At 69.9% G+C, this 19,636-nt stretch carries 19 protein-coding genes; 10 read left to right on the plus strand and 9 right to left on the minus strand.

Annotation, left to right across the window (positions count from 1 at the left end; translation table 11 throughout):
- Positions 1-3 precede the first annotated feature (3 nt).
- The gene (locus tag Ahu01nite_RS43575) at positions 4-1,236 is read right to left on the minus strand and encodes a sigma-54-dependent transcriptional regulator family protein (RefSeq protein ID WP_203842653.1); all 1,233 of its coding nucleotides are present in this window, start codon (positions 1,234-1,236) and stop codon (positions 4-6) included.
- Between the two features lie 80 nt (positions 1,237-1,316).
- Between Ahu01nite_RS43575 and Ahu01nite_RS43580 the strand changes: the two genes are divergently transcribed.
- Positions 1,317-2,732, plus strand: coding sequence for an aldehyde dehydrogenase family protein (locus Ahu01nite_RS43580; protein WP_203842654.1), 1,416 nt, complete (start codon positions 1,317-1,319; stop codon positions 2,730-2,732).
- A 112-nt stretch (positions 2,733-2,844) separates the two neighbouring features.
- Positions 2,845-3,759, plus strand: coding sequence for a polysaccharide deacetylase family protein (locus Ahu01nite_RS43585; RefSeq protein ID WP_239159618.1), 915 nt, complete (start codon positions 2,845-2,847; stop codon positions 3,757-3,759).
- 49 nt (positions 3,760-3,808) lie between these two features.
- On the opposite strand, the gene Ahu01nite_RS43590 is transcribed toward Ahu01nite_RS43585, so the two are convergent.
- Entirely contained in the window at positions 3,809-4,174 is a 366-nt protein-coding gene (locus tag Ahu01nite_RS43590) for a DUF3499 domain-containing protein (protein WP_203842655.1), read from the minus strand.
- Positions 4,175-4,466: 292 nt separating this feature from the next.
- Between Ahu01nite_RS43590 and Ahu01nite_RS43595 the strand changes: the two genes are divergently transcribed.
- A complete protein-coding gene (locus Ahu01nite_RS43595) occupies positions 4,467-4,847 on the plus strand; it encodes a metallopeptidase family protein (protein WP_203842698.1) in 381 nt (126 codons plus the stop codon).
- A gap of 322 nt (positions 4,848-5,169) precedes the next feature.
- Here Ahu01nite_RS43595 and Ahu01nite_RS43600 read toward each other — a convergent pair whose 3' ends face one another.
- Together Ahu01nite_RS43600 and Ahu01nite_RS43605 are read right to left on the minus strand one after the other, a co-directional pair.
- Complete coding sequence (locus Ahu01nite_RS43600; protein WP_015619224.1) at positions 5,170-5,427, minus strand: WhiB family transcriptional regulator; 258 nt, start codon at positions 5,425-5,427, stop codon at positions 5,170-5,172.
- Between the two features lie 458 nt (positions 5,428-5,885).
- A complete protein-coding gene (locus Ahu01nite_RS43605; RefSeq protein WP_203842699.1) occupies positions 5,886-8,381 on the minus strand; it encodes a bifunctional FO biosynthesis protein CofGH in 2,496 nt (831 codons plus the stop codon).
- A 46-nt stretch (positions 8,382-8,427) separates the two neighbouring features.
- On the opposite strand from Ahu01nite_RS43605, the gene Ahu01nite_RS43610 reads away from it, so the two are divergent.
- Both Ahu01nite_RS43610 and Ahu01nite_RS43615 read left to right on the plus strand, forming a co-directional pair.
- Positions 8,428-8,682: a hypothetical protein gene (locus Ahu01nite_RS43610; protein WP_203842656.1), complete on the plus strand. Its 255-nt coding sequence runs from the start codon at positions 8,428-8,430 to the stop codon at positions 8,680-8,682.
- Between the two features lie 93 nt (positions 8,683-8,775).
- Positions 8,776-9,924, plus strand: coding sequence for a Na+/H+ antiporter (locus Ahu01nite_RS43615; RefSeq protein ID WP_203842657.1), 1,149 nt, complete (start codon positions 8,776-8,778; stop codon positions 9,922-9,924).
- A gap of 55 nt (positions 9,925-9,979) precedes the next feature.
- Here Ahu01nite_RS43615 and Ahu01nite_RS43620 read toward each other — a convergent pair whose 3' ends face one another.
- Positions 9,980-11,218: a hypothetical protein gene (locus tag Ahu01nite_RS43620; RefSeq protein ID WP_203842658.1), complete on the minus strand. Its 1,239-nt coding sequence runs from the start codon at positions 11,216-11,218 to the stop codon at positions 9,980-9,982.
- A gap of 116 nt (positions 11,219-11,334) precedes the next feature.
- Between Ahu01nite_RS43620 and cofD the strand changes: the two genes are divergently transcribed.
- Genes cofD through Ahu01nite_RS43635 form a run of 3 tightly spaced genes read left to right on the plus strand, consistent with a single transcriptional unit; the run spans position 11,335 to position 13,940 of the window.
- A complete protein-coding gene (cofD, locus tag Ahu01nite_RS43625; RefSeq protein ID WP_203842659.1) occupies positions 11,335-12,291 on the plus strand; it encodes a 2-phospho-L-lactate transferase in 957 nt (318 codons plus the stop codon).
- Positions 12,291-13,328 (plus strand): coenzyme F420-0:L-glutamate ligase, encoded by a 1,038-nt coding sequence (locus Ahu01nite_RS43630; RefSeq protein WP_203842660.1) that lies wholly within the window; start codon positions 12,291-12,293, stop codon positions 13,326-13,328. Before cofD ends, Ahu01nite_RS43630 begins: the two co-directional genes overlap by 1 nt.
- A 54-nt stretch (positions 13,329-13,382) precedes the next feature.
- Positions 13,383-13,940 carry an NUDIX hydrolase gene (locus Ahu01nite_RS43635; RefSeq protein WP_203842661.1) on the plus strand — a complete coding sequence of 186 codons (558 nt, stop codon included), beginning with the start codon at positions 13,383-13,385 and terminating at the stop codon, positions 13,938-13,940.
- Between the two features lie 20 nt (positions 13,941-13,960).
- On the opposite strand, the gene Ahu01nite_RS43640 is transcribed toward Ahu01nite_RS43635, so the two are convergent.
- The 3 genes from Ahu01nite_RS43640 to Ahu01nite_RS43650 form a co-directional block, all read right to left on the minus strand.
- Positions 13,961-14,614 (minus strand): hypothetical protein, encoded by a 654-nt coding sequence (locus tag Ahu01nite_RS43640; protein ID WP_203842662.1) that lies wholly within the window; start codon positions 14,612-14,614, stop codon positions 13,961-13,963.
- Positions 14,615-14,792: 178 nt separating this feature from the next.
- Complete coding sequence (locus tag Ahu01nite_RS43645; protein ID WP_203842663.1) at positions 14,793-15,908, minus strand: mannose-1-phosphate guanylyltransferase; 1,116 nt, start codon at positions 15,906-15,908, stop codon at positions 14,793-14,795.
- Between the two features lie 22 nt (positions 15,909-15,930).
- Positions 15,931-17,076, minus strand: a complete 1,146-nt coding sequence (locus tag Ahu01nite_RS43650) for a glycosyltransferase family 4 protein (RefSeq protein ID WP_203842664.1) — start codon at positions 17,074-17,076, stop codon at positions 15,931-15,933.
- A gap of 159 nt (positions 17,077-17,235) precedes the next feature.
- Here Ahu01nite_RS43650 and Ahu01nite_RS43655 point away from each other — a divergent pair, with 159 nt between their 5' ends.
- Together Ahu01nite_RS43655 and tnpA are read left to right on the plus strand one after the other, a co-directional pair.
- Entirely contained in the window at positions 17,236-17,955 is a 720-nt protein-coding gene (locus tag Ahu01nite_RS43655; protein ID WP_203842665.1) for a TIGR03089 family protein, read from the plus strand.
- A gap of 192 nt (positions 17,956-18,147) precedes the next feature.
- Entirely contained in the window at positions 18,148-18,609 is a 462-nt protein-coding gene (gene tnpA / locus Ahu01nite_RS51570; protein ID WP_275411828.1) for an IS200/IS605 family transposase, read from the plus strand.
- Here tnpA and Ahu01nite_RS43665 read toward each other — a convergent pair.
- A complete protein-coding gene (locus tag Ahu01nite_RS43665; RefSeq protein ID WP_239159619.1) occupies positions 18,503-19,555 on the minus strand; it encodes a glycoside hydrolase family 64 protein in 1,053 nt (350 codons plus the stop codon). The genes tnpA and Ahu01nite_RS43665 overlap by 107 nt on opposite strands.
- Positions 19,556-19,636 lie beyond the last annotated feature (81 nt).

Consider the following 19,636-nt stretch of genomic DNA (forward strand, 5'->3'; position numbering starts at 1 on the left):
ACGTTAGTTACGGGAACGTTGCACAGACGTTGCAAGCCCGTACTCCGCGCGCAGGCGGGCGATTTGTTCCCCGGACCCGGGGAGCGCCTCCCACATCTGGAGATCATCCGCGCCCCAGGCCGCATTCACCCAGGTGGACACGAGTGCGGCATCGGCGGAGGCCAGCACGGCGGACCGCAGCCGGGAATGGATCTGATGCCGCAGAGCGACCACCCCGGGCGCGTCCGACGACGGCAGCAGCGGCCCGGCATAGGACTCCAGCGCCTCCGCGACCAGCCCGCGCTCCAGCAACCGGGTCACGGTCACAAAATCCGCGACCACCTCGGTGCGCAGCCGGTAGGGACGCGAGTCCAGCAGTTCAGGCCCCAGGATCCGGCGCAGCCGCGAGAGCTCGGCCCGGACCGTCACCGGGCTCAGGTCATCCGCATAGAGATCAAAACCCAGTTGATCGCCTGTACGCCCGGACGGGTGCAACAACAGCAAGCAGAGCAGTTCCGAGTGCCGGCGCCCGAGCCGGATCCGCTTTCCCCGCACCGAGATGACGGCGTCCTCGCGACCCAGCACGCACACGGTGGCGGCTTCGGGGCCCTGCGATCGCAGATACGCCTCCGCCGCGAGGGCGGTCGCGCGCACCAGGGCAAGGCTGTGCGGATGAGCGAGATGGTCGCCGCCGGTCACGTCCACCGCCCCGAGCAGCAGCCCGGTCGCCGGGTCGTGGATCGGCGCCGCCGCGCAGGTCCAGCGCTGCACACCCCGGGTGAAATGCTCCGTGGCGAAGATCTGCACCGGGTGGTCGACCGCGAGCGCCGTACCAGGAGCGTTCGTCCCCGCGTGCGCCTCGTCCCAGCGGGCCCCCGGCACGAAGTTCATCGACTCCGCACCGCGCAGCACCGCCGGATGGCCCTCGACCCACAGCATCCGGCCGTGCGCGTCGCAGATCGCCATCAGGTGCGCACCGTCCTCCGCCAGCCCGCCGAGCAGATCCCGGAAGATCGGCAGGACCCGGGCAAGCGGATGAGCCTTCCTGTACGCGTCCAGGTCGCCATCCGTGAGATCGATGGGCGCTGTGCCATCGGGGCTGACCCGCGCCCCCGCCGAGCGCCGCCACGAGTCGGCGACCACCGATCGCACCTCCGCGTTCCCGCCGGTGAGGAACCGCTCATGGGCGCGGCCCACCTGACTCATGCGTTCGGCGGGGTCAGCGCCAAGGTCGAGGGCGAGCCAGGGATTGGGCATGCGGTACCTCCAGACCCCCATCGTGACCCACGTCACCCCTCACGACAACAGGTCATTGGCTGTAGACCTACTGTGGGTGGGTGGACTTCTATGTGGCGGGTTCTGCGGCTCATGGCGACGACGAGGTAACGGTCACTCATCCGTACGACGGGCGCGCTGTCGGGCGTACGACCTGGGCGAAAGATGACCAGGTCGAAGCCGCGGTCGCGGCAGCCGCAGCGGTCGCCGCCGAGGCCGCGGCCCTGCCCGCGCATGTTCGCGCGACGGCGCTGGAACACGTCTCCCGGCGCATCGCCGAACGCCGTCAGGAGATCGGCGAGCTGATCACGGCGGAGAACGGCAAGCCGCTCAAGTGGGCGCTGCTGGAGGCCGACCGGGCCGTGTCGGTGTTCCGCTGGGCCGCCGAGGAGGCCCGCCGTTTCTCCGGCAGCCTGCAACGCCTCGACACCGACCCCGGGGGCACCGGGCGCATCGCGGTGGTCAAACGCGTGCCGCGCGGCCCGGTCCTGGGCATCTCGCCGTTCAACTTCCCGCTCAACCTGGTGGCCCACAAGATCGCCCCGGCCATCGCCGTAGGCGCGCCGATCGTGCTCAAACCCGCGCCGGCCACCCCGCTGACGGCGCTGCTGCTCGGCTCGATCCTCGCCGAGACCGACCTGCCGGCGGGCATGTTCTCCGTGCTGCCGATCCCGAACGACCGCGCTTCGTCCCTTGTCACCGACCCACGTCTGCCGATCGTCTCGTTCACCGGCTCCGGCCCGGTCGGCGCGTCGATCCGGCGCGCCGCCCCCGACAAGCACGTGACGCTGGAGCTGGGCGGGAACGCCGCGGTGCTGGTCTGCTCCGATTACGCCGACCTCGACTGGGCCGCCTCCCGCATCGCGACGTTCGGGACGTACCAGGCAGGTCAGAGTTGTATCGCCGTCCAGCGGGTCTTTGTGCACTCGGACCATGACCTGCTCCCCCGCCTGACCGCCGCGGTCAACGCCCTGGTCACCGGCGACCCGTCCGACCCGAAGGTCGACGTCGGCCCGATGATCAGCGAGGACGCGGCCAAGCGGGTCGAGTCCTGGGTCGACGAAGCCGTCGCGGCCGGCGCCTCCGTGGTGACCGGAGGCAAACGCGACGGCGCGACCTACGCCCCGACGATCCTCACCGGCGTCCCCGCCGACGCCAAGGTCGTCGCCGAGGAGATCTTCGGCCCGGTCCTGGTCGTCTCCGAGGTCCCCACCGACGAGGCCGGCTTCGCCGCGATCAACAACTCGGCGTACGGGCTGCAGGCCGGCGTCTTCACCCACAACCTCCAGACGGCGTTCACCGCCCACCGCATCCTCGACGTGGGTGGCGTCATCGTCGGCGACGTCCCCAGTTACCGCGCGGACCAGATGCCCTACGGCGGCGTGAAGGGCAGCGGCGTGGGTCGCGAAGGCGTCGCCAGCGCCATGGAGGACTACACCGAGCCGCGCGTCATGGTCCTCACCGGAGTCGATCTCTAGAGATCATCTCCCCCATCTGTGCCAGGCCTGTGCGGGCCGGCGCCATCAGGCAACGTACCCGAGCATATTTCTCTTCGTCCTTAGTGCTGCTTCCGCGGACGGAGATAGAGAAATGCGCAACCTCAAGCTGATGGTGACCGGCCTCGCGCTGGCCGGACTGGCCGGCTGCGGCACGGCCTACGCGGCTGCCTCGCCGTCCGCGTCGTGGGTCGCGCCCTCGTCCTCCCCCACCGCGACCCCCACCGCGACCTCTGCCGCGACCCCCACCGCGACCTCCGCCACGCCGACGACCGCCGCTCCCGCCTCCCCCTCCTCCGAGGCGCCCGCCGCTCCTTCCTCCGAGGCGCCCGCTCCGTCTTCTTCCTCCGCGGCGCCGTCTTCATCGCCTGCCGCGCCGCATCACGGCGGGCCGGCGAACAGCCTGATGAAGACGGGTACGAAGGATGTGGCGCTGACCTTCGACGACGGCCCGGACCCCGTGCAGACGCCGGCGCTGCTGGACCTGCTCGGCGAGGAGGGCGTCAAGGCGACGTTCTGCCTGGTCGGCCAGCAGGCGGCAGCGCACCCCGACCTGGTCCGCCGGATCGTCGAGGAGGGTCACACGCTCTGCAACCACAGCTGGAACCACAGCCTGACCCTCGGCAAGGGCAGCCCGGCGCAGATCCGCAAGGACCTGCAGAAGACCAACGACGCCATCCACGCCGCGGTCCCCGACGCCGAGATCAAGTACATGCGGGCCCCGGGCGGCAACTTCACGCCGGCCCTCGTCAAGGCGGCCTCAAACCTGGGGATGACCTCGATCTACTGGGACCTCGACCCGCGCGACTGGGACCACCCGGCCGGCGAGTCGGACGCTGCCCACACGGCCCGGGTCATCAGCACGGTGAAGAAGCACACCACCAAGGGCGCGATCATCCTGTCCCACGACTACGGCCAGCCGGACACCATCAAGGCCTACCGGACGCTGATCCCCTGGTTGAAGACCCGCTTCACGCTGATCGCGCTGCCTGTCGACAACGCGCTCTGACCCACATCGGGTTCGTCGCCCCGGCCACAACGGCCGGGGCCGACCCATTTCAGTGGGAGGGCGGAATTACGCGCAGGTGGCCTCGGCGGCCGGTCTGGTGGCCCGGGAGGTTGTCGTGCTCCTCCGGGCGGGGCGGCGGGGCCGGGCGGGCCGCTTCGCGGACGGCGTCGGCGAGGGCCACGAGGTCGTCCGTGGTGGGCGGCGGCGGGGCGAAATCACCGTCATGGCGGACCAGATCCCAGCCTCGGGGGGCGGTGAGGCTGCGGGCGTGGGGTTCGCAGAGGTCGTACGTGTGCGGCTCCGCGAAAGCGGCCAGCGGGCCGACCACGGCCGTCGAATCGTTATAGACGTAGGTCAGGGTGGCGACCGCCTGTCGGGGACAGCCGTTACGGGAGCAGCGCCGTGGGGACCTCACGGCGGCACGTTATCTCTAAGCGCGCTCGCGCGGGGCCCGATGCAGCCGCGACACGCCGACCGACGATGCATCACGATTTTGACATGATGCCCCGACACGCCGCCCCAATGGGACGAATTACCGCACTCGAAACGCGCCCGACACAGCCTGACCACGGGCGACGGCGTTTGCGGGCTAGGCTGGCGGCGTGACTACCAGTCCCGACCGCCAACGGGCCGGCTCCGAGCCGGGCCGCACGGCGCGCGCAGCCGGACCGGGCCGTCCCGCCCGCCGTGACAGGCACGGGCGCGGGCTGCGTGGCCGGCTCGTCCCAGCCACCGTCCCGCTCGCCCGCACCAAGGCAGAGATCTTCGACGACCTCGTCCTCGACACGGTCGAGAGCCTCGAACGCCGCTACGCGAAGGAGCTGGCCGGCGTCGAGTTCGCCGTCGAGGACGTCCCACCGGACCTCAACGTCTACGACTCGGATGTCCTGGAGGACGGCGAGGTCCCCCTCGCACGCCTGCTCCCCGGCCGCCCCGGTCGCCAGGAGCTGCCGCCACGGATCGTCCTTTACCGCCGGCCCCTCGAGTTCCGGGCCATGGACAGGGAAGACCTGGCCGACCTGGTCCACGACGTGATCATCGAGCAGGTCGCCAACCTGCTCGGCATGGATCCCGACGAGCTGTCCTGACCCACCGGCCGGTCGGCCGGCGGCTCTGTGGTCCATGACACGACGGGGTGACTCGCGAGGCCCGGGCGATTCCGCGCGAACTCGGTTTCGCGCCGGGCCGCGAGTGGAGAGCGGCGGGCGTGCTGGCGCTGAGGTCGCCCGCGCCGCGCGAACTGCTCAGAAGGCCCCCACCTCGTGAGCTCGCGACGTGCTAGTTCCGGCCCTGCCTAGCTGCATACCGAACTGTGGCGCCCTGCCGGATCGCGGCAGCGGCGCTGTTTTCGCCTTGTCGGCCTCTCGTCGATGGGCCCCCCAGCGTCAGGACGAGAGTTTTCCGGACCGGTCAGGCAACCCGGCGCTTGAGCTTGCGGCGTTCCCGTTCGGAGAGGCCGCCCCAGATTCCAAATCGCTCATCGTGACCGAGTGCATACTCAAGGCATTCTGCCTTGACGTCACAGCGGCCGCAGATTCGCTTCGCCTCGCGGGTCGAGCCGCCTTTTTCCGGGAAGAAAGCTTCCGGATCCGTCTGCGAACACAGCGCCCGCTCCTGCCACTCGGGCGCGTCCCCGAGCAGGTCTACCCCTTCTACCTGCGCTTCCATCGGCGTGCCTCCTTTTCCGCGCCGGCAGCGATGCCAGCGCTGACCCCCCACGCACGCGGCGTGTTTCTTGCAGGAAATGAGCGGTTCGCGACGCCCCTTTCCTGCAACCCCACCGAAATTACACGCGTGTAAGACGTGCGTCGTCAAGCCGAACCTGATAAATAGGCCCGTTTCCACGAGGCGCCGCCATCACCTCACGGTCCCGTTCCTGCCCTATCTCTCAGGGCGGTCACGAGGTAACGCTCAGTCGGCGCGTCGAGTCCAAATTACCCCAATTTGTAATGTACCCACCACTCCTCCCGAGACCACCCGTGGTAAGGCACACCCTCGACCGCGCCAAAATCCGACACCCGCTCACGTCCGCACCCCCGCGGACTACCCCGCCGACACGCCGAATCACGGCGGAGATTTGTGGATCATCTCGATCGAGCAGACCCGGGAGCGGCGTGGACCACGGCTCAGCGACGGCTGTAGACAGTGGTCCGTTCCGCCGACGGCCGGCCGGCGCGGGCTGCGAGCTCCTTCAACTCCGCGACCGTCCGGGCCGAGCCGTTCTCGGATCCGGCCATCCGGGAGATGGTCTCCTCCATCAGGGTGCCGCCCAGGTCGTTGCAGCCGGAGTTCAGCATCGCGATGGTGCCCTCGTCGCCGAGCTTCACCCACGAGCACTGGATGTTGTCGATGCGGCCGTGCAGCAGGATCCGGGCCATCGCGTGGACCACCCTGTTCTCACGCCAGGTGGGACCGGGGCGCGCGATGCCGGCCAGGTAGATCGGGGCGTTGGTGTGGATGAACGGCAGCGCCACGAATTCGGTGAAGCCGCCGGTCACGTCCTGGATCCCGGCGAGGACCCGGAAGTGGTTCAGCCACTGGCGAGGGTGGTCGACATGGCCGTACATCATGGTGGAACTCGATCGGATTCCTACCTGGTGGGCCGTGGTGACGACGTCGATCCAGGTCGACGCCGGGAGCTTGCCCTTGGTGAGGACCCAGCGGACGTCGTCGTCGAGGATCTCGGCGGCGGTGCCGGGGATGGTGTCGAGCCCGGCCTCGCGCAGCTCGGTGAGCCAGTCGCGGACGGAGACACCCGCCTTGGAGGCGCCCGTGACGATCTCCATCGGGGAGTACGCGTGGACGTGCATCCCCGGCACCCGCTCCTTTACGGCGCGGACCAGGTCTGCGTACGCCGTGATGGGCAGTTTGGGGTCGATCCCGCCCTGCATGCAGACCTCGGTGGCGCCGTCCCGCCAGGCCTCCTGGGCCCGGTCGGCGACCTGCGTGACCGACAGGCGGTAGGCGTCGGCGTCCTTCTCGCGCTGGGCGAAGGCGCAGAAGCGGCAGCCGACGTAACAGACGTTCGAGAAGTTGATGTTGCGGTTGACGACGTACGTGATGTCGTCGCCGTTCACCTCGCGGCGCAGGTCGTCGGCGATGCGGGCGATCTCGTCGAGCGCCGGGCCGTCCGCGTTGAACAGGGCCATCGCCTTGTCCTCGTGCTCCGGCAGCAGCAGCTGCGCCGGGTCCGACGCGGCGAGTCGCAGGCCGGCAAGGGCATCCGCCGGGAGCGAAGGGCCGGCGGTATCCACGCTGACGTGGGACGCCACTGCAGACCAGTCGCCGTAGACCGAGTCGAAGTCGCCGCGGCGGTCCTCGGTGCGGCCCGTGGTGTCGATCGTGGCGAAGAGGTCGGTGCGGCCCGTCGCGTACGCGTCGTCAGGCTCCTGCCAGGGCAGACCCACCGGGATGGCGTCCTCGCGGGCCAGGCCGGACGGGTCGGCGAGCGCGGCCACGTGCGCGGCGAGGCGCGGATCGAGCCAGCCCTCGGCGCCGCGGCGGACGTACTCGGGATAGATCGTGAGGCGTTCCCGAAGCTCGAAGCCCGAGCGTGCGGACATCTCGCGGAGCTGCTCGATCTGCGGCCAGGGGCGCTCGGGGTTGACGTGGTCGGGCGTCACCGGCGAGACGCCGCCCCAGTCGTCGATGCCGGCGCGCAGCAGCAGGTCGTACTCGGAGTCGATGAGGTTCGGCGGCGCCTGGACCCGGGCGCGGGGGCCCATGATGATCCGGGAGACCGCCACGGTCGCGGCCAGCTCGCGCAGCTCGGCGTCGGGCATGCCGCGCATCGCCGTGTCCGGCTTGGCGCGGAAATTCTGGATGATGACTTCCTGGATGTGGCCGTACTCGCGGGCGGCCCGGCGCATCGCGAAGATGGCGTCGGCGCGCTCGGCCTTGTTCTCCCCGATGCCGATCAGGATGCCGGTGGTGAACGGGACGCCGACCCGGCCGGCGTCGGCGAGGACCCGGAGCCGGACGGCGGGCTCCTTGTCGGGCGAGGCGTAGTGCGGCTGACCCGGCTCGGACCACAGCCGCGTCGCGGTGGTCTCCAGCATCATGCCCATGCTCGGCGCGACCGGCTTGAGCCGCTGCAGGTCGTCCCAGCTCAGCACGCCGGGGTTGAGGTGCGGCAGCAGGCCGGTCTCCTCCAGCACCGCGATGGCGCAGGCGCGCACATAGTCGAGGGTGGAGTCGTAACCACGCTCGTCGAGCCACTGCCGCGCGGCGGGCCAGCGGTCCTCGGGGCGGTCGCCGAGCGTGAACAGCGCTTCCTTGCAACCCTGGGCGGCACCCTCGCGGGCGATGGCGAGCACCTCGTCGCGCTCCAGGAAGGCGGCGGGCAGCTTGTGTGGAACGGTCGCGAACGTGCAGTAGTGGCATCGGTCACGGCAGAGCCGGGTGAGCGGGATGAAGACCTTCTTGGAGTACGTGACGACGCCCGGCCGTCCCGCCTCCCGCAGACCCGCGTCCCGGATGCCCCCGGCGATCGCCAGCAGCTCGTCGAACTGGGGTCCCTGCGCCGCGAGCAGCGCGCCCGCCTCCTCGGGATCGATCGCCTTACCCTCGGCGGCACGCTTGAGCGCTCGGCGGATGCTTGCTTCGGTCGGCGTTGTTTCCACGGCTCCCACCCGTGCAGCCTAGGCCGAAATAAGGTCAACTGACGCTATGGAGACCTCCGCGCTACAGGTTGTGGTTCTGCTCGGGGCCGCGGTGTGGGGGCTGACGCTGCTGGCCAGGCGGTTGGGGGTGCCAGCGCCGATCGTGCTGCTGCTCGGCGGGGTGCCGCTGGCTTTCGTACCGTGGCTGGCCGATGTGCACCTACAGCCTGAGCTGGTCCTTCTCGTGTTCCTGCCGGCCCTGCTGTTCCCCGAGGCGCAGGACACGTCGCTGAGTGAGATCCGTAACACGCGCTCGGGCTGAGCTGGCCGGTGGCGTGGATCCTGGGCGCGGTGCTCGCGCCGACCGATGCCACCGCGGTCGCGGCGGTCGCCGGGCGGATGCCGCGCCGCACACTTGACCATCCTGCGCGCGGAGAGCCTCGTCAACGACGGCACGGCCCTGGTCATCTTCGGGATCGCGGTCCAGATCGCCACCGGCCACGACGGGGTCGGGCCGGGTGGGATCGCCCTGGACTTCCTGATCTCGTACGCGGGCGGAATCGGCGTCGGCCTCGCCGCGGGCTGGCTCAGCATCCGGCTGCGCGGCGTGGTCCGCGACACCCTGCTGAACAACACGGTGAGCCTGCTGACCCCGTTCGCCGCGTTCCTGCTCGCGGAGGAGATCAACGCCTCCGGGGTGCTCGCGGTGGTCGTCGCCGGGCTCTACATCAGCCAGGCCGGTTCGCTGCTGATCGCCGCGCAGGAGCGGATCCGGGTGCGAGCTTTCTGGCAGCTCGCGACGTTCCTGCTCAACGGCACCCTGTTCGTCCTCGTGGGGCTCGAGCTGCGGGGCGCCGTCAACGACCTGACGTCGTACCCGTTGAGGACTGCCGTTGTTGATGCCCTGCTCGTCGCCGCCGCGGTGATCGGCACCCGGCTGGTCTGGCTCAACACCACGCCGTACCTGATCAGGGCGCTGGACCGCCGCCCACAGCAACGGGCCCGCCGGATCGGTTTCCGGGGCCGTCAGCCGAACGCCTGGGCCGGTTTCCGGGGCGCGGTCTCGCTGGCCGCCGCGCTCGCCATCCCGTCCGGCGTGCCGGGGCGCGACCTGATCATCGTGGTCACCTTCGGCGTCATCCTGGTCACCCTCGTCGTGCAGGGCCTGACGTTGCCCGCTGTACTGCGTTGGGCACGCCTACCGACAGACAATTCCGAGACCGAGATGGCGTACGCCGAAAGCCGCGCCGTCGAAGCCGCACTCCAACTACTCCCGGGCGAAGCCGAGCGCCTCGCCGTCGACCCGGAGATCACCGCGCTCGTCCGCTCCGAGGTGGAAGAGCGCCGCACCGAACTGACCGAGGCGGAACCGGCACCGGACGGCCTCAACCGCCGCGAGCAGTACCGCGCTCTCCGGCTCGCCCTGATCAGCGAAAAACGCCGCGTCGTGGTGCACCTGCGCGACGAACGCCGGATCGACGACCTCGTGCTGCGCAGGTTCGAGACGGTGCTGGACGCCGAGGAGTTACGTCTCGGGGCCGACACCGCGGACGCCGGGGAGTGATGCCCGGCATCCGCAGTCCTCATTCAGCTGCTTTCAGCTGCACGGGGCTCGTCTTTCAACTGCGCGGGGGCTCGTCGCCGACGATCTGGGTGCGCTCGTCCTGCTCGGGCGCGCGGGTGCGGAATGCCTCGGTCGGCTCCGAGAAAGCTCCCGGCTGCGGCTGGCCCGGCTGAGACTGACCCTGCTGGGGCTGGCCCTGCTGGGGCTGGCCTGGGTGAGGTGCGAAAGGGCCGGGAGGGGTCTGTGACGAGGCCGGCGGCGCTGAATACTGCTGGGCCGGCGGGCCTGAAGCCGGGGGCTGCGCAACGACAGGCTGCTGGCCGGTCGGGCCACCCCAGGCGGGCTGCTGCGGCTGACCCCACGTGTCCGGCGGGGACGCGGGTGGCTGGCCGTAGGGCGCCTGACCGTACGGTGCCTGGCCGTAAGGTGCCTGGCCCGGCTGACCCGGGTAACCCTGCTGACCTTGTGGGCCCAGCTGACCCGAGTAGCCCTGCTGACCCGGATAGCCCTGCGGGTCCGACGGGAAGCCGGGCTGACCCTGCTGACCCTGCTGACCCTGTTGACCGGGCTGAGCGGGTGGGAAGCCGGGCTGGCCGGACGGGAAGCCCTGCTGACCCTGCGGGCCGTAGGGCGGCTGGCCCTGCGGCGACTGGCCCTGCGGCGGGAGGCCCCACGCCTGCTGCGGGTTGCCGTACTGACCCGGACCGGCGACCGGCTTGGGGCGCGGCGCGTAGTAGAGGCTGCGCCAGATCAGGAAGACGGCGTAGGCCGCGAGTGCGAACACCGCGAGCCACGCCGCCCGGACCAGGAACTCCTCGAAGGCGACCCGGATGGCGTTGCCCGCGATCGACACGATGGCGATGAGGAAGCCGAAGACCACGGCGAAGAAGCCGGCGACGGCGTACTCGACGAGGGCGACGATCGTCACCAGCCGGGCCTGCGGGTGGCGGGGCTGGAACAGGTGGGCGAGCAGGACCGCGGCGAGCGGCATCACGATCAGCTCGATGTTGACGAAGCTGTAGAAGCTGTTCTGCGCCCGGGTGAGGAAGGTCAGCCCCACGTCCGAGGGGATGAGCCGGATGATCGCTACGAAGAGCCAGACCGCGGGCGCGCCGACCAGCGCATACACGGCGAGGTCGCGCAGGGGGCGGAGCAGCGCGCTGACCGGGCGGCCGGGCTGGGCACCCGCACCCGACGAGGGCGCGGGCGGCGAGCTGGGCTGTTCCGGACCCGGGCTGGGCTGGGCCGGGCCGGAGCCTGGCTGGGCCGAACCGGGCTGTGGCGTACTGGTCACAGCTGCTCTCCTGGATGGGGGATTCGGGGCAGGGGCACTCAGCGTAGTCCCGATAGCCACATCACACCCGCCACCCACGGGCCACGAACCGGGCTCCGGTGCGCAAGGATGGACGAATGCGGATCGTGGTCCTGACCGGGGGCATCGGTGGCGCCCGTTTCCTGGTGGGCGTGCGCGCTTATGCGCGGAGCATCGGTGCCGAAGTCACGGCGGTGGTGAACGTCGGTGACGACGTTCGCATGCACGGCCTGCAAATATGTCCGGACCTCGACAGTGTGATGTATACGCTGGGCGGCGCGGCGGACCCCGAGCGTGGCTGGGGCCGCGTCGGTGAGACCTGGGTGGTCAAGGAGGAGCTCGCGAAATACGGCGCGGAGCCGACGTGGTTCGGCCTGGGCGACAAGGACACGGCCACTCATCTCGTACGCACGACGATGCTCAGCGCGGGCTATCCCCTGTCGCAGGTCACCGCCGCCCTCTGCGAGCGGTGGCAGCCGGGCATCACGATGATCCCGGCGACCGACGACCGGCTCGAGACCCACGTGGTCGTCGACGTCGAGGGTGAGCGCAAGGCGATCCACTTCCAGGAGTGGTGGGTGCGTTACCGCGGAAACGTGCCGACGCACCGGTTCGTCTTCGTGGGCGCGGACGCCGCGAAACCCGCTGCCGGGGTGCTGGAGGCCATCGCCGCCGCCGACGTGGTGCTCGTGGCGCCCAGCAACCCCGTGGTCTCCGTCGCGCCCATTCTCGCCGTGCAGGAGCTCAGGGACGCCGTGAAGAACGGTCCGGCACCCGTTGTCGGGGTTTCGCCGATCATCGGTGGCTCGCCGGTGCGCGGCATGGCCGACCGCTGCCTCGACACACTGGGCGTCGAGGTCAGTGCGGCCGGCGTGGGCGGCCTCTACGGCGCCCGATCCGGCGAAGGTCTGCTGGACGGGTGGCTGGTCGACACCACGGATGACAAGACCGACGTTCCCGGCGTACGCGTAAAAGCAGTTCCGTTGTGGATGAAGAGTGAGGAGGCGACGGCCTCGATGGTCGCCGCCGCTCTGGATCTTGCGGGGGTTGCCTGATGGAGGGGCTCGAGGTTCTGCCGGTGCGGGGCATCGGCGACGTGACGGCCGGTGACGACCTCGCCGAGCTGATCACCCGCAACGCCCCCTGGCTGCGCGACGGCGACGTCCTGATCGTGACCAGCAAAATCGTCTCCAAGGCGGAGGGCCGCCTGGTCGAGGTCCCCGCCGACGGCCCGGAACGCGAGGCCGCCCGGGTCCGCGTGCTCGACTCCGAGACCCGCCGCGTGGTCGCCCGCCGCGGCCCGACCTCGATCGTGCAGACCCACCACGGCTTCGTGATGGCCGCCGCGGGCATCGACGCCTCCAACGTCGACAAGACCCACCTCGTCCTCCTGCCGGTCGCCCCCGACGACTCGGCCCGCCGCCTGCGAGCCGACCTCGCCACCCGCGGCCTGCACGTCGGCGTCATCGTCTCCGACACGATGGGCCGGGCCTGGCGCAACGGCCTGACCGACGTCGCGCTCGGCGCAGCGGGCATCGAACCCATCCGCGACCACCGCGGCGAGATCGACCCCTACGGCAACGAGCTCCAGCTCACCCAGATCGCCGTCATCGACGAGCTGGCCGCCGCCGGCGAGCTGGTCAAGGGCAAGTGCGACCAGGTGCCGGTCGCAGTCGTGCGCGGCTACCCGGGCGCAGGCACCCAGGACGGCCCCGGCGCCACGGTCCTTCTTCGCGACGCGGCCAGCGACATGTTCTCCCTCGGCACCGCGGAGGCCCACGCTTCGGGCCTGCGCGACGCGGCTGCACTCACCGACACCACCACCGACCGCCCCGCTCCCGAGTCCTCCGTCCAGCGGGCCATCGAGCTCGCGGGAATGACGGACGCGGTCGACGTCCCCTCGCCACAAACCCTGCGCTGCACCGCGCCCTCTTCGTCACCTTCGGCGCTCATGCGCTTCGGCGCCGACGTGCAACGGCTGCGTGCGGCGCTGGCCGCCGAGGGCCTGGCATCGGCGGTCGCCTACGACGAGTCAGGGGCGACCATCGCCGTCTCCGGAGCCGCAGCCGCCGTCTCCGGACCCTCCGCATGACCATCGCCGTCTCTGGAGCCGCCGCATGACCATCGCCGTCTCTGGAGCCGCCGCGTGACCCTCTACGACGACGCCGTCAGCACCCTCAACGGCTGGAACGCCACCTCAGACGCGGCGGAGTCGGCCCGCAAGCGCACGCTGGAGCTCCTGACCGCCGGCCCGACCGCGACAACCCGAGCCCACCGCCCGGGCCACGTCACGGCCAGCACGCTGATCGTCGGGGAAGACCGGCGCGTCCTGCTCTGCCTCCACGGCCGCCTGGGCCTGTGGATGCAGCTCGGCGGCCACTGCGAGCCCACCGACGAGACCCTCGCGGCAGCCGCCGTGCGCGAGGCCACCGAAGAATCCGGCATCACCACCCTGCGCCTCGACCCCACCCCGATCGACATCGACATCCACGCCGTCCGCTGCGCCCCCGCGGATGGCCAGCCGGCCACGGAGTCCTGGCACTACGACGTCCGCTACCTGGCTGTCTGCCCCACCGGCGCGATCGAGCAGATCAGCGACGAGTCAGCAGACCTGTCCTGGTTCCCCGCCGACGCCCTCCCGTCACCCCTCGCCGACGGCGTAGTCCAGCAACTGGCACCCGCCTTCGCCCGCCTGGACCACTGAGCAGCTGCGCTTTGCCGCGGTCAGGTATTCCATTCCGCACAGGGGATGGCGGCGTACACCGCCTCCAGATCGTCTCTGGTCTGGGCGCTGACCCACAGCCACACACCCCCGTCCCCATGGGTGCGCAGCAACTGTCCCGGCCCCGACCACCAGCGCACTGGCGACTCTTCAACACCGATCCACATAGGCAGGTCCGGCAGCGGCACGCGATTGAAAGCGGCCATGGCTGATTCGACCATTTCCGCCGGCAACTCACACGCGTTGCCCAGCCGTTCGTCGTGGTCCTGGATCACCGCGGTCAGGGCCAGATCGACACAGGCCAGCGACACCCGCTCAAGATACGGCTGCCAGGTCCCATCGCCAGTGTTGATCACCACCGGCGGGTCCGGCTGACCGGCGACATCGAGCGGGATACCCCACATCGTCTCTGTGATCATCGGGTCGGCGTAGTGGAAGACCAGGACGTTGTCCTGCACCTCCAGCGCTCCGGGATCCAGGACGCCGCCGACCGCGTACGCCTCCCGCAACGCACCATCGAGTTGAGTCTCGGACCGTGCCGGGTCGCCGCTTTCCCCCAGCTCCCAGGCTCGCGCGAACCGACGCAGAAATTCCCACGCGCCCGCAGGGTCACCGAGCCGCGCCCTCAACTCCGCTGCTGTGTCGAATCCCGCCACGACTGCCCCTTCCGAATAGCTGATCAGGCCCGGACGCCGACCGAACAGCGGCACCTCCGGCCCGGGTGCTGGTCGGATCGCTGGGCCTTCCGGCATCCGGCGGGGGCCTGGACAAACACCAGCCCCCGGCCAAAGCCGGGGGCTGGGTGTAATTTGTGCCGTTTCATGCCGGGCCGGCCTAGATGTAGCTTAGGCGGCCGGTTTCCTTGAGCTCGTCCACGATGGATTTGACCTCCTGGGCGCGGTCCCGGGGGCAGACCAGGACGGCGTCCGGGGTGTCGACGATGATGAGGTCGCGGACGCCGAGGGCGGCGACGAGGCGGCCCGAGGTCGGGACGACGACGAGGTTTTCCGACTCTTTCAGCATGACGCCGACGCCGGCCGAGGGGTCCTGGCCGACGACGACGTTGCCGGCCTGGTCGGCGGCGAGGACCTCGCCGAGGGTGTGGAAGTCGCCGACGTCGTTCCAGCCGAAGTCGCCGGGGACCGTGCCGACCCGGCCGACGGCGGCGGCGCCTTCCATGACGGCGTAGTCGACCGAGATGCGGGGCAGCGTGGGCCAGACCTCGCCGAGGACGTCCTCGCGTGACGGGGAATCCCAGGCCTGCGCGATCCGGGCGATGCCGGCGTGCAGTTGGGGCTGCTGGCGGGCCAGCTCGGTGAGGAAGACGTCGACCCGCCACACGAACATGCCGGCGTTCCACAGGTAGTTGCCGGATTTGACATAGCTCTCGGCGACTTCGTAGGAGGGTTTCTCCTTGAACTCCTCCACCGCGAGCACCGGGCCGTCGCCGACCGGGCTGCCGCACTGGACGTAGCCGTAGCCGGTCTCGGGGCGGGTCGGCGTGATGCCCAGGGTCATCAGCAGACCCTGCTCGGCGCCGTTCATCGCCTGCTTGATGACGTCGATGAAGTGCTCGCCGTTCGCGATGAGGTGGTCGGCGGCGAACGCACCCATGATCGCCTCGGGCTCGCGCCGGGCGATGACCGCCGCGGCGAGGGCGATCGCCGCGCAGGAGTCGCGTGGCGAGGGCTCGACGAGGATGTTCTCTTCCGGCACGGCAGTGAGCTGGCGTGCCACGGCGGCGGCGTGCGCCACGCCCGTCACGACGAAGATATGGTCGGTTTCTGTCATGGGCAGCAGCCGATCGACGGTCGCCTGCAGCAGCGACGCGTCCGTTCCGGTCAAGGGGTGCAGGAACTTCGGGTGACCCGCCCTGGACAAGGGCCATAGACGAGTGCCACTGCCACCTGCTGGGATGACGGCGTAGAGCCCACCCTGGTTGTCACTCATGCGCACGGAGTGTAGCGAATAACTACGACGCCACGCGGTTCCATGTCGTTACATGAACCTCTGCGCTTGTTGCCCACGTGAACTCCTTGGCCCGATCGAAGCCTGCCTTGGCCAGAGTGAGCCGCCGGGGCTCGTCGTGCAGGAGGTCGGCGAGGTCCTCGGCGATGCGGTCCGGGTCTTCCGTGGTGTACGCGACGGCGTCCCCGCCGACCTCCGGAAGCGACAGGCGCGGGGTGGTGAGGACCGGCGTGGCGCAGGCCATCGCCTCCAGGATCGGGAGCCCGAAACCCTCACCGAAGGACGGGTAGCACGCCACGAGGGCGCCGCCGAGGAAACCGGGCAGGTCGGCGTACCGAAGATAGCCGGGACGCAGCAGCCGCAGGTGCGACGGGACCTCGGCCACCGCACGGTCGATCTCGTCGTCGTGGCCCTGGCCACCGGCGACGACCAGCGCGGGCGGGTGCGGCCAGTCGGCGACAGCGCGGGCCCAGCCGCGGATCAGGTTGGGCACGTTCTTGCGGGGCTCCTTGGCGCCGAGGAACGCGACGTAGCCCGAGGAACCCAGGCCGAGCCGGGCCCGCACCCGCGCCTTCTCCTCGTCGCTGGGCGCGTGGAACGCCGTCTGGTCGACCCCGTGGTAGGCCACGTCGATGCGGGTCGGGTCGGCGTCGAGGAGCCGGATCAGCTCGTCGCGGGTGGCCTTGCTCGGCACGATGACGCGGGCGGCCCGGCGCAGCGAGGTCTTGATGGCGCTGCGGAAGAACGTGCGCTTGGTGTTGTCGTAATGCTCCGGCTCGGTGAAGAAGGTCGCGTCGTGCACGGTGACCGTGACCGGGCAACCCGCGCGCAACGGGCACGTGTAGAACGGCGAATGCAGCACCTTGGCGCCGACCTGCTGGGCGAGCAGCGGCAGACCCGTCTGCTCCCAGGCGAGCCGGGCGGGACGATGGGCCACCGCGGACGGGCCGGCGATGACCTCGGCGTTGGTGAGCATCCGGGAGTAACGCTCCGCATCTGAACGCTGCGCCACCACGGCGAGGTCCAGGCGGTCAGGATCGATGCTTCCCAGCGCGCCGAGCAGCCCGTCGACGTATCTGCCGACACCGCCTCGGTCGGCGGGGACGCTAGTGGCGTCGACGAGGACTCGGGGCGGACGACCGGCGGTCACTTGCAACTCCTCAAAGCTGTGGGCCAGACCACGGCCAAGGGTACGCCGCTCGATGCATCCCGTGTGAACTGCGACGCCCCACGTCATCTTGCCGTTACGTGTACTTCCGGTGCGCGCCGCCCACATCCACTCTCCGTGATGCGACTATCGTCTTTCGTGATGAACGAGACCATCCCCGCCGCATTCGCGCAAGCTGTCCGCCGCGACCCGACGGTCCCCCTGCTGACCTGGTACGACGACGCCTCAGGCGACCGCACGGAGCTGTCCGGCGCAACGATGGACAACTGGGTCTCCAAGACGGCCAACCTCCTCGTCGACGGCGCCGGCCTGGGCCAGGGCGACACGGCGGCCGTACTGCTGCCTCCGCATTGGCAGACCGCCGCGATCCTGCTGGGCGCCTGGTCAGCGGGCCTCACCGCGGCCCCGACCGCCGTCCCCGGCCCGGCGGACGTGCTCTTCACCAGCCCCGCCGAGCTGGCCTCAGCGGCAACCTGGTCGGCCGGCGACCGCTACGCGACAGGCCTCCTGCCGCTCGCGATGCCGCTGCGCCCGCTCCCCGACGGCTACGCGGACTACACGATCGAGGTACGAGGCTTCGGCGACCGCTTCGTCGCCCCCCAGCCGGTAACCCCCTCGGACCACGCCCTGGGCGACATCACCCACGCTTCCCTCTCGGGTACGGCATCAGCGCGCGCGTCATCCCTCGGCATCACGCCCGGCACCCGGGTCCTGGTCGACGCCACGGCCCACCCCGACCCGCTCGACTGGCTCCTAGCCCCACTCTTCGCCGGCGCCAGCATCGTCCTCTGCGCCAACCTCGACCCGGCCCTCGTGGACAAGCGCGCAGCCTCCGAGAACGTCACGCTGATCCTTCATTGACATCTTCTCCGCCCTGAAGCTCAAGGACTTCTCCGCCCTGAAGCTCAAGGACGGAAATTCCCTCCACACTGCGCGTGGAACACGCAGCGTCCGGGTGGGTTACCGCTTCACCGCGCGGTGCCGGCACGAATGCTGGTCTTACCTGCGCTCCACGGTTGTGGAAGTCCGCCTGCCCGGCGGCCTTGACATTCTTTGCAGCGCACGCCATTTGGTCTTCGTCACAAATTTCGGCACAGAATGTTCAGCGACCGACACCTCGCCCGGATGGGCGAGATCATGTGGTCGGTATGCACGGACTTCGAGACCGAGTTGGTCGAGTTCAACCACATCTGCCTACTCGTCAACTTCCCACCCAAAGTCGCCCCGGCGAAGCCGGTCAACTCGTTGAAGGGCGTGTCGTCGCGACGGATGCGCCAGGAGTTCCCTGACCGGGTACGGCACTACTACCAGGTCAACAAGCTCTGGTCCGGCTCTTACTTCGCCGGGCACGGCCCTCCCAACATGGGCCCTCACCCCCGCCCTGAAGGCCGGAGCGCTGGCCCGCATGTCAGTAGCCGACGGCGACCAGCAGGTACTTCGGGTCGGTGTGGGAGATGTAGGTCGATTGGGCCGCTACGTCGTCGTACGCGAAGCCATAAGCTTTGTGTCCGATAGCGTTGTCGTGCCAGAACTTGGCGTAATAGTTGGCCGGGGATTTCTGGTAGAACGTGCTCGGGCTGGCGCTCGTAGAGTTCCGGTTGAGCTGCGCGCACTGATCGGGCTTGCCGGATAACGGTCCAGCGCATCCGAAAATGTCCGAGGTCGCAATGTCACCCGGGAAATAGCCGGCATATTTTCCCCCGGCCCGGAATTGCGGATCGCCACCGGGCGAAAGAATCCGCGTCGTCCCCTCGGCCAGGTGATCGAACTCCGCGGGCACAGCGTCCCGGAACCGCCGGAACGTAGCCGCCCGCGACTCCGCGAACGTCGCCTGGTCCTCCCCGACCGTGAGGTCCGCACCGCTGCTGGAGTGCAACCGCATCGCCAGCTTGAGCACAAACGCATCGACCCGCGTGGTGTTCCCGTTGAACTGATCGGCCCCCACCGTGAACTCCACGAAGTCGTTCAACGCGGCATCCGGCGAGCCCAGATGGAAATACATCCGACCGGCCGAATTAGCGGGCATGTCAAGAAAAGGCTGCTCCGCGATCGAATGGGTCTGGCCGTTGAAACTCCAATAGACCTTGCTGTCGGGGTACTTCCCGTTGGTCCGGTTCAGCACCTTCACGGTGAGCACATTCTTGGCCTTCGGAATCCCACCCGCATCCCAGAAAGCCCCGCTTCCGGCCACCTTTTTGCTCGCCGTGGGCCGCACGCCGCTGGGTCCCGCCACGCTCGCCGACGGCTGTGCGCTCCCAGATGCCGGCGTGCCCGATGACGGCTGCGCGCTGCCGGATGCCGCACCCGCTGACGGCTGCGCGCTGCCGGAAACCGCCGCGCCCGCCGGCGGAGCCGCACTGGCCAACGGACCGGCCACCACCGACCCCGTGGGATTTCCGGCCACGGCCACCGGGTCGGCCCGCCAGCCACCGGCACCCCGCAGCACAACAAAACCGATCACAGCAGCAACGGCGACAGCAGCCCCGCCCGCGGTCCAGACAAGCCCCGCAGACGAGCGACGATGGGTTCCCACCCGCCCAGC

The organism is Winogradskya humida (genome assembly GCF_016862215.1).
GTDB classification, from domain to species: Bacteria; Actinomycetota; Actinomycetes; order Mycobacteriales; family Micromonosporaceae; genus Actinoplanes; species Actinoplanes humidus.

Bases quoted from the DNA above. Each gene is read 5' to 3' on its own strand.
- Ahu01nite_RS43645 (WP_203842663.1), bottom strand. From the start codon at position 15,908: ATGAGTGACAACCAGGGTGGGCTCTACGCCGTCATCCCAGCAGGTGGC.
- Ahu01nite_RS43600 (WP_015619224.1), bottom strand. From the start codon at position 5,427: ATGGAAGCGCAGGTAGAAGGGGTAGACCTGCTCGGGGACGCGCCCGAG.
- Ahu01nite_RS43655 (WP_203842665.1), top strand. From the start codon at position 17,236: ATGAACGAGACCATCCCCGCCGCATTCGCGCAAGCTGTCCGCCGCGAC.
- cofD (WP_203842659.1), top strand. From the start codon at position 11,335: ATGCGGATCGTGGTCCTGACCGGGGGCATCGGTGGCGCCCGTTTCCTG.
- Ahu01nite_RS43575 (WP_203842653.1), bottom strand. From the start codon at position 1,236: ATGCCCAATCCCTGGCTCGCCCTCGACCTTGGCGCTGACCCCGCCGAA.
- Ahu01nite_RS43585 (WP_239159618.1), top strand. From the start codon at position 2,845: ATGCGCAACCTCAAGCTGATGGTGACCGGCCTCGCGCTGGCCGGACTG.
- Ahu01nite_RS43630 (WP_203842660.1), top strand. From the start codon at position 12,291: ATGGAGGGGCTCGAGGTTCTGCCGGTGCGGGGCATCGGCGACGTGACG.
- Ahu01nite_RS43610 (WP_203842656.1), top strand. From the start codon at position 8,428: ATGGAGACCTCCGCGCTACAGGTTGTGGTTCTGCTCGGGGCCGCGGTG.